Origin of the sequence: Streptomyces sp. NPDC051684 (assembly GCF_044453445.1) — a bacterium.
Taxonomy (GTDB): domain Bacteria; phylum Actinomycetota; class Actinomycetes; order Streptomycetales; family Streptomycetaceae; genus Streptomyces.
On the sequence record NZ_JBITCS010000026.1, the window covers coordinates 115207 to 128530 of the forward strand.

Below are 13324 nucleotides of genomic sequence, written 5' to 3' on the forward strand. Positions count from 1 at the left end.
ACGGTCAAGTCATGCGCGACACCCCCGCTTCCCCCTCGTTCTGGCGCAGCCCGCTGCGCGGCCCCTGGTTCACCTCCGTGCTGGGGCTTGTGCTGCTCGTCGGCATCACGGTGCTGTTCGTGACGGGCCTCGTCTCGTACGCGGCCTACAACCCGGGCCTGGCCGCGGTCAACGACAAGACCCCGGACAAGGGGCTCCTCGGCTTCTACCTGTTCGACTGGCCGACGGACCCGCACTGGCTGTACCGGCTCACGCAGGGCGTGCATGTCACGCTCGGCATCACGCTGATCCCCGTCCTGCTGGCGAAGCTGTGGTCGGTGGTGCCGAAGCTGTTCGCGCTGCCGCCGGCCCGCTCGCTGACGCACGCCCTCGAACGTGTCTCGCTGTTGCTGCTGGTCGGCGGCGGCCTCTTCGAGTTCGTCACGGGGGTGCTCAACGTACAGCTCGACTATCTCTTCCCCGGCTCCTTCTATCCGCTGCACTTCTACGGGGCGTGGGTGTTCTTCGCCGCGTTCGTGGCGCATGCGGTGCTGAAGGTGCCGGCGGCGGTGCGCAATGTGCGGCGTGCGCGCGAGGAGGGCGAGTTGGTGGCTCCGCGGCCCGATCCGCCGACGGTGTCGCGGCGCGGCGCGCTGTGGTTCGTCGGCGGCGGCTCCCTGCTGTTGTTCGGTACGACGGCGGGGCAGAGCTTCGACGGTCCGCTGCGCCGCACCGCGCTGCTCGCCCCGCACGGCGGCGCAGACCCGGGCCGGGGCCCGAACGGCTTCCAGATCAACAAGACGGCCGCCTACGCGGGGATCGACCGCGCGGAGACGGCCGAGGACGCGTGGCGCCTCGTCGTGGTCGGACGGTCCGGCCGCACGGTGCGCCTGGGCCGCGCCGACCTCGCCCAACTCCCCTTGCACAGCTCGGCGTTGCCCATCGCCTGCGTCGAGGGCTGGTCGACGTCCGATCAGTGGTGGCGGGGTGTGCGGCTGCGGGACCTGGCGGCGCTGGTGGGTCACGACGGCGATCCGCCGGACGTGCTCGTCGAGTCGCTCCAGCGGCGCGGCGCCTTCCGTCATGCCGCGCTGCGCGCCAATCAGGTCGCCGATCCGCGTTCGCTGCTCGCCCTGTACGTCAACGGGGAGCCGCTCTCGCCCGACCACGGCTATCCGGCGCGGGTCATCGTGCCGGCCGCGCCGGGGGTGCTCAACACCAAGTGGGTGGCTCGACTGACCTTCGGAAGGGTGTGACCGTGATGTCTCTCCTGCGTCGTGTGCCGTTGGGCAGCCCGCTTCAACTCCTGCTGCTGCTCTGCTCGTTCGCACTTGCTGGGTATGCGGGGGTGCGGCTGCTGACCGACGACTGGTTCGGGGTCGCGCTGTGGTTCGTGGGAGCCGCCCTCGTGCACGATCTGCTGCTCGTGCCGCTGTACGCGGGGGCGGACCGGCTGCTCGTGCGCGGGTTCGCGGCGGCCGGGCGGCGGGACCGGGTGGGGTACGTCCGGGTTCCCGCCGCCCTGTCGGGGCTGCTGCTGCTCGTCTGGTTCCCGCTGATCAGCGGAGCGGTGGACGGGCGTTTCCGGTCGGCGACCGGCCGCTCGGCCGACGTGTACCTCGGTCACTGGCTCCTGGTCACGGCCGCGCTGTTCGCGGGGTCCGCGCTGCTGCTCGCGGTGCGAGTGCGCAGCGCGGCGAAGCAGCGGCCGCCCACGGACCACTGATCGACGGGTCGCAGGCCCGCCCCGGCCGCGTACCGGAGCAGGGCGGGGGTGCCGAGCCGGGCCCACGGGAACGGGGGATCGCCGGGCCGCCCGGGCTGTCCCGGTGAGTCCGTGACCTGAACGCTGGCGCGTTCGTCCACGTCGACGGAGGCCGTCTCGGCCATCAACAGGCCGCCCGGGGCGAGGAGTTGGCGGGCGCGGACCAGCAGGGTGTGCGGTTCGCCGCCGATGCCGATGTTGCCGTCCATGAGCAGCACGGTGTTCCAGCGGCCCTCGCCGGGCAGCGGGTCGAACACCGAGCGGCACAGCGCCTGTCCGCCGAGGCCCCGACTGTGGGCGACGGCGGCGTCGCTGACGTCGACGCCGAGCGCGGTGCGGCCGCGCGCGGCGAGTTCCGCGACGAGCCGTCCGGGCCCGCAGCCGATGTCGAGCACGGCGCCCTCGCAGCGGTCGAGCACCTGCCGGTCGACGGCGTCGGCCCGCGCGCACCAGCGTTCGACGTCCAGGGGCAGCAGCCAGCCGTCGGCGCGGCGCAGGAAGAGCGGGCCGCGGCCGGCGCGCAGGGCGGCGGAGTACGGGTCGGCGCCCGCCCAGGGGGCGGTCGGCGTGCCCACCGTGGGGCCTATCGACGCTCTCATCGGTGCGCTCCCGTCGTACATCGCGCCAGGCGCGCGGCGAACCGGCCGTGCGGCGCCTCGGCGGCCACGGCCGTGGCGTCCTCGGCGGTGTCCACATCGCGCAGCGGCGGCAGGTCGTGCACCGTGAGGCCCGCCTCGACGAGCCGGGCGCGCTGGGCGGCGCCGGTGTGCGCGGTCGACATGGGCACGCCGCGCAGCAGCCGCGGGTCGGGCTCGGCCAGGCCGAGAGCCCAGAAGCCGCCGTCGAGCGCCGGGCCGAACCAGGCGTCGCAGTCGGTGAAGTCGACGGTGAGCAGGTCGGGGCGGACCTGTGGGGTGTCCATGCCGATGAGCAACGCGGGCCTGTCGCACTGCGCGAAGGCGGCCGCGAGCCGTTCGTCGAGGCCGCCCGCGCACTGCGGCACGACCTCGAAGCCGGGCGGCAGCCAGGGTCCGGGCTCGCCGTCGAGGACGAGGACACGGCGGGCCGCCGGAGTCTGCGCGACCGCCTCCAGGGTGTCGGCGAGCGCGGCCTCGGCGAGCTCCGCCGCCTCCTGGGGCGTGAACGGCGGGGTGAGCCGCGTCTTGACCCGGCCGGGGCGCGGCTCCTTGGCGATGACCAGGAGGTCGTGCGGGGCGCTCACCTGACGCTCCCTTCCCGTACGGGCGTCTCGTTCAGCACCCGGCTCATGTCGCGCACCGCCTGCCAGGTGCCGCGCCAGGTGCCGGTCACCTTGGAGGCGCCGGTGCGCGGCAGGTACGGCACGTCGTGCTCGGCGATCCGCCAGCCGGCGTCGGCGGCGCGCACCACCATTTGCAGCGGGTAGCCGCTGCGCCGGTCGGTGAGGTCGAGCCCGAGCAGGGCCTCGCGGCGCGCGGCGCGCAGCGGTCCGAGGTCGTGCAGCCGCAGGCCGGTCCTGCGGCGCAGCATGCGGGCGAGCGCGAGGTTTCCGGCGCGGGCGTGTGCGGGCCAGGCGCCGCGTGCCGTCGGGCGGCGGCGGCCGAGGACCAGGTCGGCGCCGCCGTCGGCCACTTCGTCCACGAAGGGGACGAGCAGGCCGGGGTCGAGGGAGGCGTCGCAGTCGCAGAAGCACACGATGTCGGCGTCGGAGGCGGTCAGGCCCGCGTGGCAGGCGGCGCCGAATCCGCGCCGCTCCTCGCGCACGACCTGGGCGCCCAGCGAGCGGGCGATTCCGGCGGAGCCGTCGGTGGAACCGTTGTCGACGACGATGGCGCGCCAGGTGGGCGGGATCCGCTGGAGCACCCAAGGAAGGGCCTCGGCCTCGTTGAGACAGGGAAGGACCACGTCGACGGTGGTGGGTGGACTTGTCACGGATCTCACCCTACGATCCCGATTCCGACATTTCGGGCGCGAGATCCTTACGAAACACGGACGTCGACCACCCGGCCCCCGCCGTGACACCTTCTCCGCGCGACGCGGTGCGAGGCTGGTGGCATGCAGCAGTCATACGAGCCCACGGCCGCAGGCCCCGACAGCGGCGCACCCCGCGTCCTGGTCGTCGACGACGATCCGACCGTCGCCGAGGTGGTGGCGGGATACCTGGACCGGGCGGGATACCGCGTGGACCGCGCCGACGACGGCCCAGCGGCCCTCGCGCGCGCCGCGGCGCACCGCCCGGATCTGGTGGTGCTCGACCTGATGCTGCCCGGCATGGACGGTCTGGAGGTGTGCCGCCGAATGCGTGAACGCGGACCCGTCCCGGTCATCATGCTCACCGCGCGCGGCGACGAGGACGACCGGATCCTCGGCCTGGAGGTCGGCGCGGACGACTACGTGACGAAGCCGTTCAGCCCCCGCGAGCTGGTGCTGCGCGTGGAGTCGGTGCTGCGCCGCGCCCGCCCGGCCACCGCCCGGCAGCGACCGCTGTCCGCGGCGGGTCTCGCGGTCGACCCGGCGGCGCGCCGCGTCACACGGGACGGCGCCGAACTGGCCCTGACGCTGCGCGAGTTCGACCTCCTGGCCTTCTTCCTGCGCAACCCCGGGCGGGCGTACAGCCGGGAGGACCTGATGCGCGAGGTGTGGGGCTGGGAGTTCGGCGACCTGTCGACGGTCACCGTCCACATCCGCCGGCTGCGCGGCAAGGTCGAGGACGATCCGGCGCGCCCGCGCCTGATCCAGACGGTGTGGGGCGTGGGCTACCGCTTCGAACCCGCCGCCCGAGAGGCCTGACCGTGACCGTGCACGACACCCTCCTCATCGCTCTGTACGCCTTCGTGGGCGCAGCCGCCACGGGCCTCGCCGGAGCGGGCGCGCTGCGGCTGCTGCGACGACGGTCGCTCACCGCGTCGATCGCCGTGGTCGCGACGGTCGGCGTGATCGCGATGCTGGCCGGAACGCTCGCCGTGGCGTGGGCCATGTTCTTGTCCCCGCACGACCTGGGCGTGGTGACGCTGGTGGTGGCGATGGCGGCGGCCGCCTCGCTGGCGACCGCGCTCATCCTCAGCCGCTGGCTGGTGGCCCGCAGCCGTGAGCTGGCCGTCGCCGCGCGCTCGTTCGGCGAGGGCGGAGCCTTCGACGCGCCCGGCGCCCCGGCGACGGCAGAACTGGAGGACCTCAGCCGGGAGCTGGCGGCGACCAGCGCCAAGCTCGCCGCCTCCCGTGAGCGCGAGCAGGCCCTGGAGAGCTCACGGCGGGAGCTCGTCGCCTGGATCTCGCACGATCTGCGCACCCCGCTCGCGGGCCTGCGCGCCATGGCGGAGGCCCTGGAGGACGGCGTCGCGGCCGACCCGGACCGCTATCTGCGGCAGATGCGCACGGACGTGGAGCGGCTCAACGACATGGTGGGCGACCTGTTCGAGCTGTCCCGCATCCACGCGGGCGCACTGCCGCTCGCCCCGGCGCGGATGTCCCTGTACGACCTGGTCAGCGACGCGCTGGCGGGCGCGGATCCGCTCGCGCGCGAGCACGGGGTGCGGCTCGTCGGCGAGCAGGTGGAGCCGGTGCCGGTGGAGGTGGACGGCAAGGAGATGAGCCGGGTCCTGGGCAACCTCCTCGTCAACGCGATCCGGCGCACCCCGGCGGACGGCACGGTCGCCGTCGCCGCGCACCGCTCGCCGGAGGGCGTCGTGGTGTCGGTCTCGGACTCCTGCGGCGGCATCCCGGAGGAGGACCTGCCGCGCGTCTTCGACACCGGCTGGCGCGGCACCCATGCCCGGACACCCCCTGCGGGCGCGGGCCTCGGCCTGGCGATCGTGCGCGGCATCGTGGAGGCGCACGCGGGCCACGCCACGGTCCGCAACATCCCTGGCGGCTGCCGCTTCGAGGTCACGCTGCCGAGCACCGCACCGTAAGTACGCACCGCAAGTACCCCAGCGGACTTAGCCTGGACCACCACTTGACTTAGACAGAGTCCAAGATAGGATTCGAAGCAATCTGGGTCACGCTCCCAGGCCACAGGAGCAGGCCCCGGCACTACGTAAGGAGCCAGCCTTGCCCGAGAACAACCAGAAGCCGCTGACCACGGTCGCCGGAGCGCCGGTTCCGGACAACCAGAACTCCGCGACAGCCGGGCCGCGCGGTCCGATGCTGCTTCAGGACGTGTGGTTCCTGGAGAAGCTCGCGCACTTCGACCGCGAGGTCATCCCGGAGCGCCGGATGCACGCCAAGGGTTCGGGCGCCTTCGGTACGTTCACGGTCACGCACGACATCACGCGGTACACGAACGCGAAGATCTTCTCCGAGGTCGGCAAGAAGACCGACATGTTCGCCCGGTTCTCCACCGTCGCGGGCGAGCGCGGCGCGGCCGACGCCGAGCGCGACATCCGCGGTTTCGCCCTGAAGTTCTACACGGACGAGGGCAACTGGGACCTGGTCGGCAACAACACCCCGGTGTTCTTCTTCCGCGACCCGCTGAAGTTCCCCGATCTGAACCACGCGGTGAAGCGCGACCCGCGCACGAACCTGCGCGACCCCGAGAACAACTGGGATTTCTGGACCAGCCTCCCCGAGGCCCTGCACCAGGTGACCATCGTGATGTCGGAGCGCGGCATCCCCGCCTCGTACCGGCACATGCACGGCTTCGGCTCGCACACGTACAGCCTGATCAACGCCGAGGGCGAGCGGTTCTGGGTGAAGTTCCACCACCGCACGCAGCAGGGCATCAAGAACCTCACGGACGCCGAGGCCGAGGCCCTGGTCGGCAAGGACCGCGAGTCCCATCAGCGCGACCTCTTCGACGCGATCGAGAACGGCGACTTCCCGAAGTGGAAGCTGTTCGTCCAGGTGATGCCGGAGGCCGACGCGGAGAACTACCGCTTCCACCCCTTCGACCTCACCAAGGTCTGGTCGAAGAAGGACTACCCGCTGATCGAGGTCGGCGAGTGGGAGCTCAACCACAACCCCGACAACTATTTCGCGGACGTGGAGCAGGCCGCCTTCACCCCGGCCAACGTGGTGCCGGGCATCAGCTACTCCCCCGACAAGATGCTCCAGGGCCGGCTGTTCTCCTACGGTGACGCGCAGCGCTACCGGCTCGGCGTCAACCACCACCAGATCCCGGTCAACGCACCGAAGAACCCGGTGAACTCCTACCACCGCGACGGCGCCATGCGCGTCGACGGCAACCAGGGGGCCACGCCCGGCATCGAGCCCAACTCGTACGGCCGCTGGCGCGAGCAGCCCGCCTACCGCGAGCCGAGCCAGGCCGTGGGCGCCGTCGCCGACCGGTTCGACTTCCGCGAGGACGACGACAACTACTTCGAGCAGCCCGGCAACCTGTTCCGGCTCATGAACGCCGAGCAGCAGCAGGCCCTGTTCGCGAACACGGCGCGCGCGATCAACGGCGCGTCGCAGGCGACCGTCGAGCGGCACATCGCCAACTGCACGCAGGCCGACCCGGCCTACGGCGAGGGCGTCCGCAAGGCCATCGAGGCCCTGGCCGCCGGCAAGCTCTGAGTCCCACCGGCAGCCGGCCCGGCGTGCGGAACACTCCGCACGCCGGGCCCGCCCCCCTCGTCCCGTACGTTCATCAGGAGTGGTTCGCATGAACAGCGGCGCACTGACGCCCGAGCAGACCGAGCGGGTCGTCGCGCTGGCCCTGGACCTGGCGCGGGCGGGCGACACGGCGGAACTCGTGGAGTTCGTGGAGCACGGGCTGCCCGTCAACGTGACGGACGCGCAGACGAACAGCCTGCTGATGCTGGCCGCCTACCACGGCCACGCCGACACGGTGCGCGCCCTGCTCCGCCTCGGCGCCGACCCGGACCTGCGCAACGCCCGCGATCAGTCGCCCGTCGCCGGCGCCCTGTTCAAGGGGGCGGACGACGTGGCCGTGGCCCTGCTCGAGGCCGGCGCGGACCTCGACACCGGCACCCCGACGGCGCGCGCCGCGGCGTCGCTGTTCGGGCGCGAGCACCTGCTGCCCCACTGAGGGGTGCTCACCGCTCCATCGCGGCGTGCGCGAACTCCCGTACGCCGTCGGCGAATTCCACCTCGGGCTTCCATCCCAGCTCCGCACGCAACCGCGCCGAGTCCGCGGTGATGTGCCGGACGTCGCCGAGCCGGTACTCCCCCGTCACGACGGGTTCGGGCCCGCCGTACGCCGCCGCGAGCGCCGAGGCCATCTCTCCGACGGTGTGCGGGGTGCCGCTGCCGGTGTTGTAGGCACGGAGCACGCCCGGTTCAGCGGCGGCATCGGCGTCGAGGGCCACGGCGTTGGCCTCGGCGACGTCCCGTACGTGCACGAAGTCGCGCCGCTGGCGGCCGTCCTCGAAGACGCGGGGTGCCTCGCCGCGGGCGAGCGCGGAGCGGAAGAAGGAGGCGACCCCGGCGTAGGGGGTGTCGCGGGGCATCCGCGGCCCGTACACGTTGTGGTAGCGCAGCGAGAGCGCCGTGCCGCCGGTCGAGCGCGCCCAGGCGGCGGCCAGGTGTTCCTGCGCGAGCTTGGTCGCGGCGTACACATTGCGCGGGTCAGCGGGGGCGTCCTCGCCGACGAGGCCGGGCGCCAGCTCGGCCCCGCAGTCGGGGCACCGAGGCTCGAACCGCCCCGCCTCGAGGTCGGCGGCGGCGCGCGGCCCGGGCCGTACGACGCCGTGGCGCGGGCAGGCGTAGCGCCCCTCCCCGTAGACGACCATCGACCCGGCGAGCACGAGGCGCGCCACCCCGGCCTCGGCCATCGCGGCGAGCAGCACGGCCGTGCCGAGGTCGTTGCGGGATACGTACTCGGCCGCGTCGGCGACCCCGTTGCCGAGCCCGACCCTGGCCGCCTGGTGGCACACGGCGTCCACGCCGACGAGGGCGCGGGCGACCGCGTCGGAGTCGCGCACATCGGCGCCGGGGTCCTCCCGGACGTCGAACACGACGGGCTCGTGCCCGCGCGCGGCCAGCGCCTCGACGACATGGGACCCGATGAACCCGGCACCGCCGGTAACCAGAACTCGCATGCCGCCACGCTAGATCCCGCGGCCCCGCACACCACGGCAACGGGCCGATGCGTCACGACTCCGTAAGACACCACGCCCTGAGAACCGCCTCCGTAGGACACCAGCTCCGAGAGACCCGCTCCCTGGCCCCCTTGACACGTTTTGCATAATGCAAAGGTCGGTATTTTGCATGGTGCAAACGTGAGGCGGTAAACAGAGTGAGCGGCACAGGAGGCGGCCTGCGGGCCATACGGTCGGCGCTCGGCGGCCGAGGGTCGACGATGGTCCTCGCGGTGCTCGTCGGCGCGGGAGCGGGGCTCGGCTCGATCGTCTTCCGCTGGTGCATCCAGACGTTCACCCGGCTGCTGTCCGGGCACGGCGACTACGCGGCGGCCCCCGGCAGCGCCAACCCGCACGTGCCCTGGCTCGGCCCCTTCTTCGTCCTCGTCACCCCCGTGGTCGGCGGCCTGCTCTACGGCCCGCTGGTCAACCGGTTCGCCAAGGAGGCGCGCGGCCACGGCGTGCCGGAGGTGATGCTCGCGGTCGCCAAGCGCGGCGGCCGGATCAGTCCGAAGGTCGCCGTGGTGAAGACACTGGCCTCGGCGCTGACCATCGGCTCGGGCGGTTCGGTGGGCCGCGAGGGGCCGATCGTGCAGATCGGCTCGGCGCTCGGCTCCACGCTCGGCCGCGTCACTGGCCTGACCGAGGAGCGACTGAAGCTGCTCGTGGCGTGCGGGGCGGCGGGCGGCATCGCGGCGACGTTCAACGCCCCGCTGGCCGGTGTGTTCTTCGCGATGGAGCTGATCCTGCGGGCCTTCACCGTCGAGGCGTTCGGCGCGACGGTCCTCGCGAGTGTGACCGCGAGCGTGATCGGCCGGGCCGCGTTCGGCGACGTGGCGTTCCTCAACCTGCCCGACTTCCCGGTCCAACACCTCGGCCAGTACGCCCTGTTCGCCGTCCTCGGCATCGTCGCGGGTGCGGCCGGCGTCGGCTTCTCGCGCGTCCTGTACGCGATCGAGGACGCCTGCGACTGGCTGTGGCGCGGCCCCGAGTGGCTGCGCCCGGCCGTCGGCGGCCTCGCGCTCGGCCTGGTCCTGCTCGCCCTCCCCGAGATGTACGGGGTGGGATACCCGGTCCTGGAGAAGGCCACGGAGGGCGGGTACGCCGTCGGATTCCTGCTGCTCCTGCTCGTCGGGAAGATGATCGCCACGAGCCTGACCATCGGGATCGGCGGCTCGGGCGGGGTGTTCGCGCCGAGCCTGTTCATCGGGGCGATGCTGGGTGCCGCGTTCGGGGCGGGCGCCCACTCCCTGCTGCCCGGCACGGCGGGGGCCGTCGGCGCGTACGCGCTGGTGGGCATGGGCGCCGTCTTCGCGGGCTCCTCCCGCGCGCCGATCACCGCCGTGGTGATCCTCTTCGAGCTGACCGGCGAGTACTCGATCATCCTGCCGCTGATGCTGGCGATCGTCCTGGCCACCGCCGTCAGCCGCCTGCTCACCCGCGACACGATCTACACGCTGAAGCTGCGCCGCCGCGGCATCGACCTGGACGGCCCCGCGCCGGGCGCCCCGATCGGCGAGCAGCGGGTCGGCGCGGTCCTGGAACCACTGCCCACTCCCCTGCCCGCGACGCTCCAACTGTCGGACGCCGCCGACCTGTTGAGCCGCTCGGGCCACGGAGCCCTGCCGGTGTGCGATGCCTCGGGGGCACATCTCGGCGTCGTCACGGCGCAGGCGGTGGCCGAGGTCCTGGCGGAGCAGCAGGACGGGGCGCCGGGCACGGTGGGCGAACTCGCCCTGCACACGCCCCGCGTCACCACGGACCAGCCGCTCGCGGCGGCGCTGCACACCCTTCTGGCGGCGCCGGGCACGGGGCTTCCGGTGATGCGCGCCGAGGGGGACGAGCCGGTGGGGTGGCTCAGCCACCAGGGGGCGCTGCGGGCGCTGCACCAGCCGGCCCCCGCGCAGGCCGCACCCCCTCGGGAGCAGCCGGCGCAGGCCCAGCCCGCCTAGGGCCTGTCGTTTGGATCAGGCCGGGCTCGCGGGGCCTGATCCAAACGACAGGCCCTAGGTTCAGCCGGCGGAGCCCGCCGGCAGGTCGGCCCAGCCCAGAGGGTGCAGGGTCGGGTCCGGGTCGCCGGGCGCCGAGGGCTCGCCGCCGGCCTCGTTGAACGCGTCCAGCGCGCCGATCAGCGACGTGCGCTGCTCCGGGGCGAGGCGCTCCACGATCCCGGCGATGTCCTGGCGGCGCCGCGCGGTCACGTTCTCGACGGTGCGGCGCCCCTCGTCGGTCAGCTGGAGGAGCGTCTCGCGGCGGTTGGCGGGGTTCGCGCGGCGGTCCGCGAGGCCCGCCGCGATCAGCCGGTCCACCATCCGCATCGCGGTCGACGGCGCCACGTGCAACTGCTCGGCGAGCGTGACGAGTTTGGTGGCGCCGCGCGTCGAGAGCACCACCAGCATCCGGAACTGGGCGAGCGTCACCCGGTCCTCGACCTCCGCGAGGGACCGCGCCGACACGGCGACGAGCAGCCGCGACGCGGTGAGCACCGCACGGGTCACCGCGTCCACGTCGTCGCGGCCCTCGGTCCGGGTCCCGGTCTCGGCGTGAACCCCGGTCCGGGTCCCGTCCCCGCTCTCAGCCATGCGCCCTCCTCGCGGTGTCGATACCCGCCAGTATGAGGTCGATGCCCGCGAGGAACTGCGCGCGGTCGTCGTGTGCGGGCAGTTCCGCGGCCATCCGCCGCAGGAACGGGTAGCGCGCGGCGTCGAGTTCCGCCCACCGTGCGGCGAGGCCGCCGAGGAACGCCGAGCGGTCGGTCGCCGCGCCCGGCAGTACGAGGCGGGCGTTCGCGGCGTTCTGGGCGGCGGCCCCGAGTACGTAATTGAGCAGCGCGGAGGCGGAGTCGAACTGCTCGGCCTCCGGCACGCCAAGGCCCCGCAGCCGACCGCCGAGCCCCTCGAAGATCTGCAGCAGCGCGGAACCCCACGGCTCGCGGGAGAGCTGGGCGCCCACCCAGGGGTGCGCGTCGATCGCGTCGAAGACGCCGAGCGCCAGGCTCCGGATTCCTTCTCGCGGGTCCTCGCCCTGGGACACGTCCGCCACGACACGCGTGACGACACCGTCGGTGGCCGCCGCGAGCAGCTCGTCCTTGTTCGCGACGTGCCAGTAGATCGCCCCCGCCCCGGTGGCCAGGCGGGCCGCGAGCGCGCGGAAGGTCAGCCCCTTCTCGCCCTCGCTGTCGAGGATCCCGATCGCCGCCTCGACGATCCGCTCCTTGGAGAGCGCGTCACCGCGCCGCTCGGCCCGCTGCGCCCTGGTCGCCATGGGGCCCATTTTCACATGACTGGAACGTTGTTCCAAAATGTCGCTGGAACGGCGCTCCCGCGGCGTACGAGGAGGCCATGTTCGCGCGCACCTCCGGCTTCTGCGCGGACGCCCGTGAGATCTTGGACCTCTGCCTCGGCGACCGCGCGCCGTACTCGCTCGTCGACTTCTTCACCGCCGCCGGCGAGAAGGCGCACGAGGCCGCACGAGCCTGACCGACGAAGCCCACCGAAAGGCGCCGGCGATGCCCCTGCCCCGCACCCCCGAAGGACGACCGGCCCTGCCCACCGGGCTGCAACGCCGCCTGGCCCGCCTCCCCATCGGCCTGTACCGCGCGGGACTTGGCCCCCTGCTCGGCAAGCGGCTCCTGCTGCTGCACCACAAGGGCCGCGTGTCCGGGCAGCACCGGCGTGTGGTCCTGGAGGTCGTCGCGCACGACGCCGAGCGCGGCACCTGGACGCTCGCCTCCGGCTTCGGCCCCAAGTCCGCCTGGTACCAGAACCTGCGGCGCACCCCGCGCACCCTGATCCAGCACGGCGCCCACCGCCACATCGTCGACACGCGCTTCCTCGGCCCTGAAGAGGGCGCCGCCGTCATGGCGCGCTACGCACCCGAGCACCCGCGTACCGCCCGCAAGCTGTGCTCCTTCATGGGCTTCGAGACCGACGGCAGCGAGGAGTCCTTCCGGGAGGCCGGGCGGCAGATCCCGTTCGTACGCCTGGAGCGCGCGCCCGACGCGTGAGCGCGACCCTGGACCCGCCCGCACCGCGGCCACCGAGACGAGTCCACGACGCCGAGCGCGGCAAGGACGACGAACTCGCCGAGCTGTTCCGCAAGGCTCAGGCCGACAGCCGCAAGGGCGCGGACATCGGCAAGCAGCTCCTGAAGTCCCGCCTGCACGCCTGACCCCCGTCGACGCGCCGCCCATGGTGCGGCGCCGACCGCGGCGGGACAATATGCCGGATCCGACCCTCTCCGGGACGGACCCGGCACACTCGTCGAAGGCGGCGCCCGTGAACGACGACGGATATTACGACCCGGGATCCTTCCACCGCGAGGTCACGACCTCCGCACCCGAGGCCCAACTCTGGTTCGACCGGGGCCTGGTGTGGGTGTACGGGTTCCATCACGAGGAGGCCACCGCCTGCTTCGAGCGGGCCATCGCGGCGGACGAGCAGTGCGCCATGGCCCACTGGGGCCTCGCCTAGGGCTTGTCGTTTGGATCAGGCCGGATCAGGGAGCGGGGCCTGGTGCGTGCGATCGCAAGGCGGAGGAGGGAGGCGACGCGGAGCGTCGT

16 protein-coding genes and 1 pseudogene are annotated in these 13324 nt (G+C 73.1%); 11 read left to right on the top strand and 6 right to left on the bottom strand.

Annotation, left to right across the window (positions count from 1 at the left end; translation table 11 throughout):
- Positions 1-11 precede the first annotated feature (11 nt).
- Both ACIA8D_RS28650 and ACIA8D_RS28655 read left to right on the top strand, forming a co-directional pair.
- Positions 12-1235, top strand: coding sequence for a molybdopterin-dependent oxidoreductase (locus ACIA8D_RS28650; protein WP_399236720.1), 1224 nt, complete (start codon positions 12-14; stop codon positions 1233-1235).
- 5 nt (positions 1236-1240) lie between these two features.
- Positions 1241-1705, top strand: coding sequence for a hypothetical protein (locus ACIA8D_RS28655; RefSeq protein WP_399236721.1), 465 nt, complete (start codon positions 1241-1243; stop codon positions 1703-1705).
- Here ACIA8D_RS28655 and ACIA8D_RS28660 read toward each other — a convergent pair.
- From ACIA8D_RS28660 to ACIA8D_RS28670, 3 genes are read right to left on the bottom strand one after another with little or no spacing between them, the layout of a single operon-like run.
- Positions 1603-2343 (bottom strand): class I SAM-dependent methyltransferase, encoded by a 741-nt coding sequence (locus ACIA8D_RS28660; RefSeq protein ID WP_399236723.1) that lies wholly within the window; start codon positions 2341-2343, stop codon positions 1603-1605. The two genes, ACIA8D_RS28655 and ACIA8D_RS28660, sit on opposite strands and share 103 nt — an antisense overlap.
- Complete coding sequence (locus ACIA8D_RS28665) at positions 2340-2966, bottom strand: DUF2064 domain-containing protein (protein ID WP_399236725.1); 627 nt, start codon at positions 2964-2966, stop codon at positions 2340-2342. Before ACIA8D_RS28665 ends, ACIA8D_RS28660 begins: the two co-directional genes overlap by 4 nt.
- Positions 2963-3655, bottom strand: a complete 693-nt coding sequence (locus ACIA8D_RS28670; protein WP_399236727.1) for a glycosyltransferase family 2 protein — start codon at positions 3653-3655, stop codon at positions 2963-2965. The genes ACIA8D_RS28665 and ACIA8D_RS28670 overlap by 4 nt, the downstream gene beginning before the upstream one ends.
- A gap of 123 nt (positions 3656-3778) precedes the next feature.
- Here ACIA8D_RS28670 and ACIA8D_RS28675 point away from each other — a divergent pair, with 123 nt between their 5' ends.
- The 4 genes from ACIA8D_RS28675 to ACIA8D_RS28690 all read left to right on the top strand — a co-directional run bounded on the left by ACIA8D_RS28675 (position 3779) and on the right by ACIA8D_RS28690 (position 7712).
- Positions 3779-4513, top strand: a complete 735-nt coding sequence (locus tag ACIA8D_RS28675; RefSeq protein ID WP_399236729.1) for a response regulator transcription factor — start codon at positions 3779-3781, stop codon at positions 4511-4513.
- A gap of 8 nt (positions 4514-4521) precedes the next feature.
- Positions 4522-5634 (top strand): sensor histidine kinase, encoded by a 1113-nt coding sequence (locus ACIA8D_RS28680; protein ID WP_399236749.1) that lies wholly within the window; start codon positions 4522-4524, stop codon positions 5632-5634.
- 139 nt (positions 5635-5773) lie between these two features.
- The gene (locus ACIA8D_RS28685; protein ID WP_399236731.1) at positions 5774-7237 is read left to right on the top strand and encodes a catalase; all 1464 of its coding nucleotides are present in this window, start codon (positions 5774-5776) and stop codon (positions 7235-7237) included.
- An 88-nt stretch (positions 7238-7325) separates the two neighbouring features.
- Positions 7326-7712: an ankyrin repeat domain-containing protein gene (locus tag ACIA8D_RS28690; protein WP_399236732.1), complete on the top strand. Its 387-nt coding sequence runs from the start codon at positions 7326-7328 to the stop codon at positions 7710-7712.
- Positions 7713-7719: 7 nt separating this feature from the next.
- Here ACIA8D_RS28690 and ACIA8D_RS28695 read toward each other — a convergent pair whose 3' ends face one another.
- Entirely contained in the window at positions 7720-8724 is a 1005-nt protein-coding gene (locus tag ACIA8D_RS28695; RefSeq protein WP_399236734.1) for an NAD-dependent epimerase/dehydratase family protein, read from the bottom strand.
- A gap of 260 nt (positions 8725-8984) precedes the next feature.
- Between ACIA8D_RS28695 and ACIA8D_RS28700 the strand changes: the two genes are divergently transcribed.
- Positions 8985-10715: a chloride channel protein gene (locus ACIA8D_RS28700; protein ID WP_399236750.1), complete on the top strand. Its 1731-nt coding sequence runs from the start codon at positions 8985-8987 to the stop codon at positions 10713-10715.
- 60 nt (positions 10716-10775) lie between these two features.
- On the opposite strand, the gene ACIA8D_RS28705 is transcribed toward ACIA8D_RS28700, so the two are convergent.
- Both ACIA8D_RS28705 and ACIA8D_RS28710 read right to left on the bottom strand, forming a co-directional pair.
- Positions 10776-11345 (bottom strand): MarR family winged helix-turn-helix transcriptional regulator, encoded by a 570-nt coding sequence (locus tag ACIA8D_RS28705; protein ID WP_399236735.1) that lies wholly within the window; start codon positions 11343-11345, stop codon positions 10776-10778.
- Positions 11338-12027, bottom strand: a complete 690-nt coding sequence (locus ACIA8D_RS28710; protein WP_399236736.1) for a TetR/AcrR family transcriptional regulator — start codon at positions 12025-12027, stop codon at positions 11338-11340. Before ACIA8D_RS28710 ends, ACIA8D_RS28705 begins: the two co-directional genes overlap by 8 nt.
- Before the next feature lie 77 nt (positions 12028-12104).
- Here ACIA8D_RS28710 and ACIA8D_RS28715 point away from each other — a divergent pair, with 77 nt between their 5' ends.
- The 4 genes and pseudogenes from ACIA8D_RS28715 to ACIA8D_RS28730 all read left to right on the top strand — a co-directional run.
- A complete protein-coding gene (locus ACIA8D_RS28715) occupies positions 12105-12242 on the top strand; it encodes a hypothetical protein (RefSeq protein ID WP_399236738.1) in 138 nt (45 codons plus the stop codon).
- Positions 12243-12271: 29 nt separating this feature from the next.
- Entirely contained in the window at positions 12272-12769 is a 498-nt protein-coding gene (locus ACIA8D_RS28720) for a nitroreductase family deazaflavin-dependent oxidoreductase (protein WP_399236740.1), read from the top strand.
- Positions 12766-12933 carry a hypothetical protein gene (locus ACIA8D_RS28725; protein ID WP_399236756.1) on the top strand — a complete coding sequence of 56 codons (168 nt, stop codon included), beginning with the start codon at positions 12766-12768 and terminating at the stop codon, positions 12931-12933. Before ACIA8D_RS28720 ends, ACIA8D_RS28725 begins: the two co-directional genes overlap by 4 nt.
- Before the next feature lie 50 nt (positions 12934-12983).
- Positions 12984-13232: pseudogene (locus ACIA8D_RS28730) on the top strand (hypothetical protein); the annotation flags it as partial.
- Between the last annotated feature and the right edge of the window lie 92 nt (positions 13233-13324).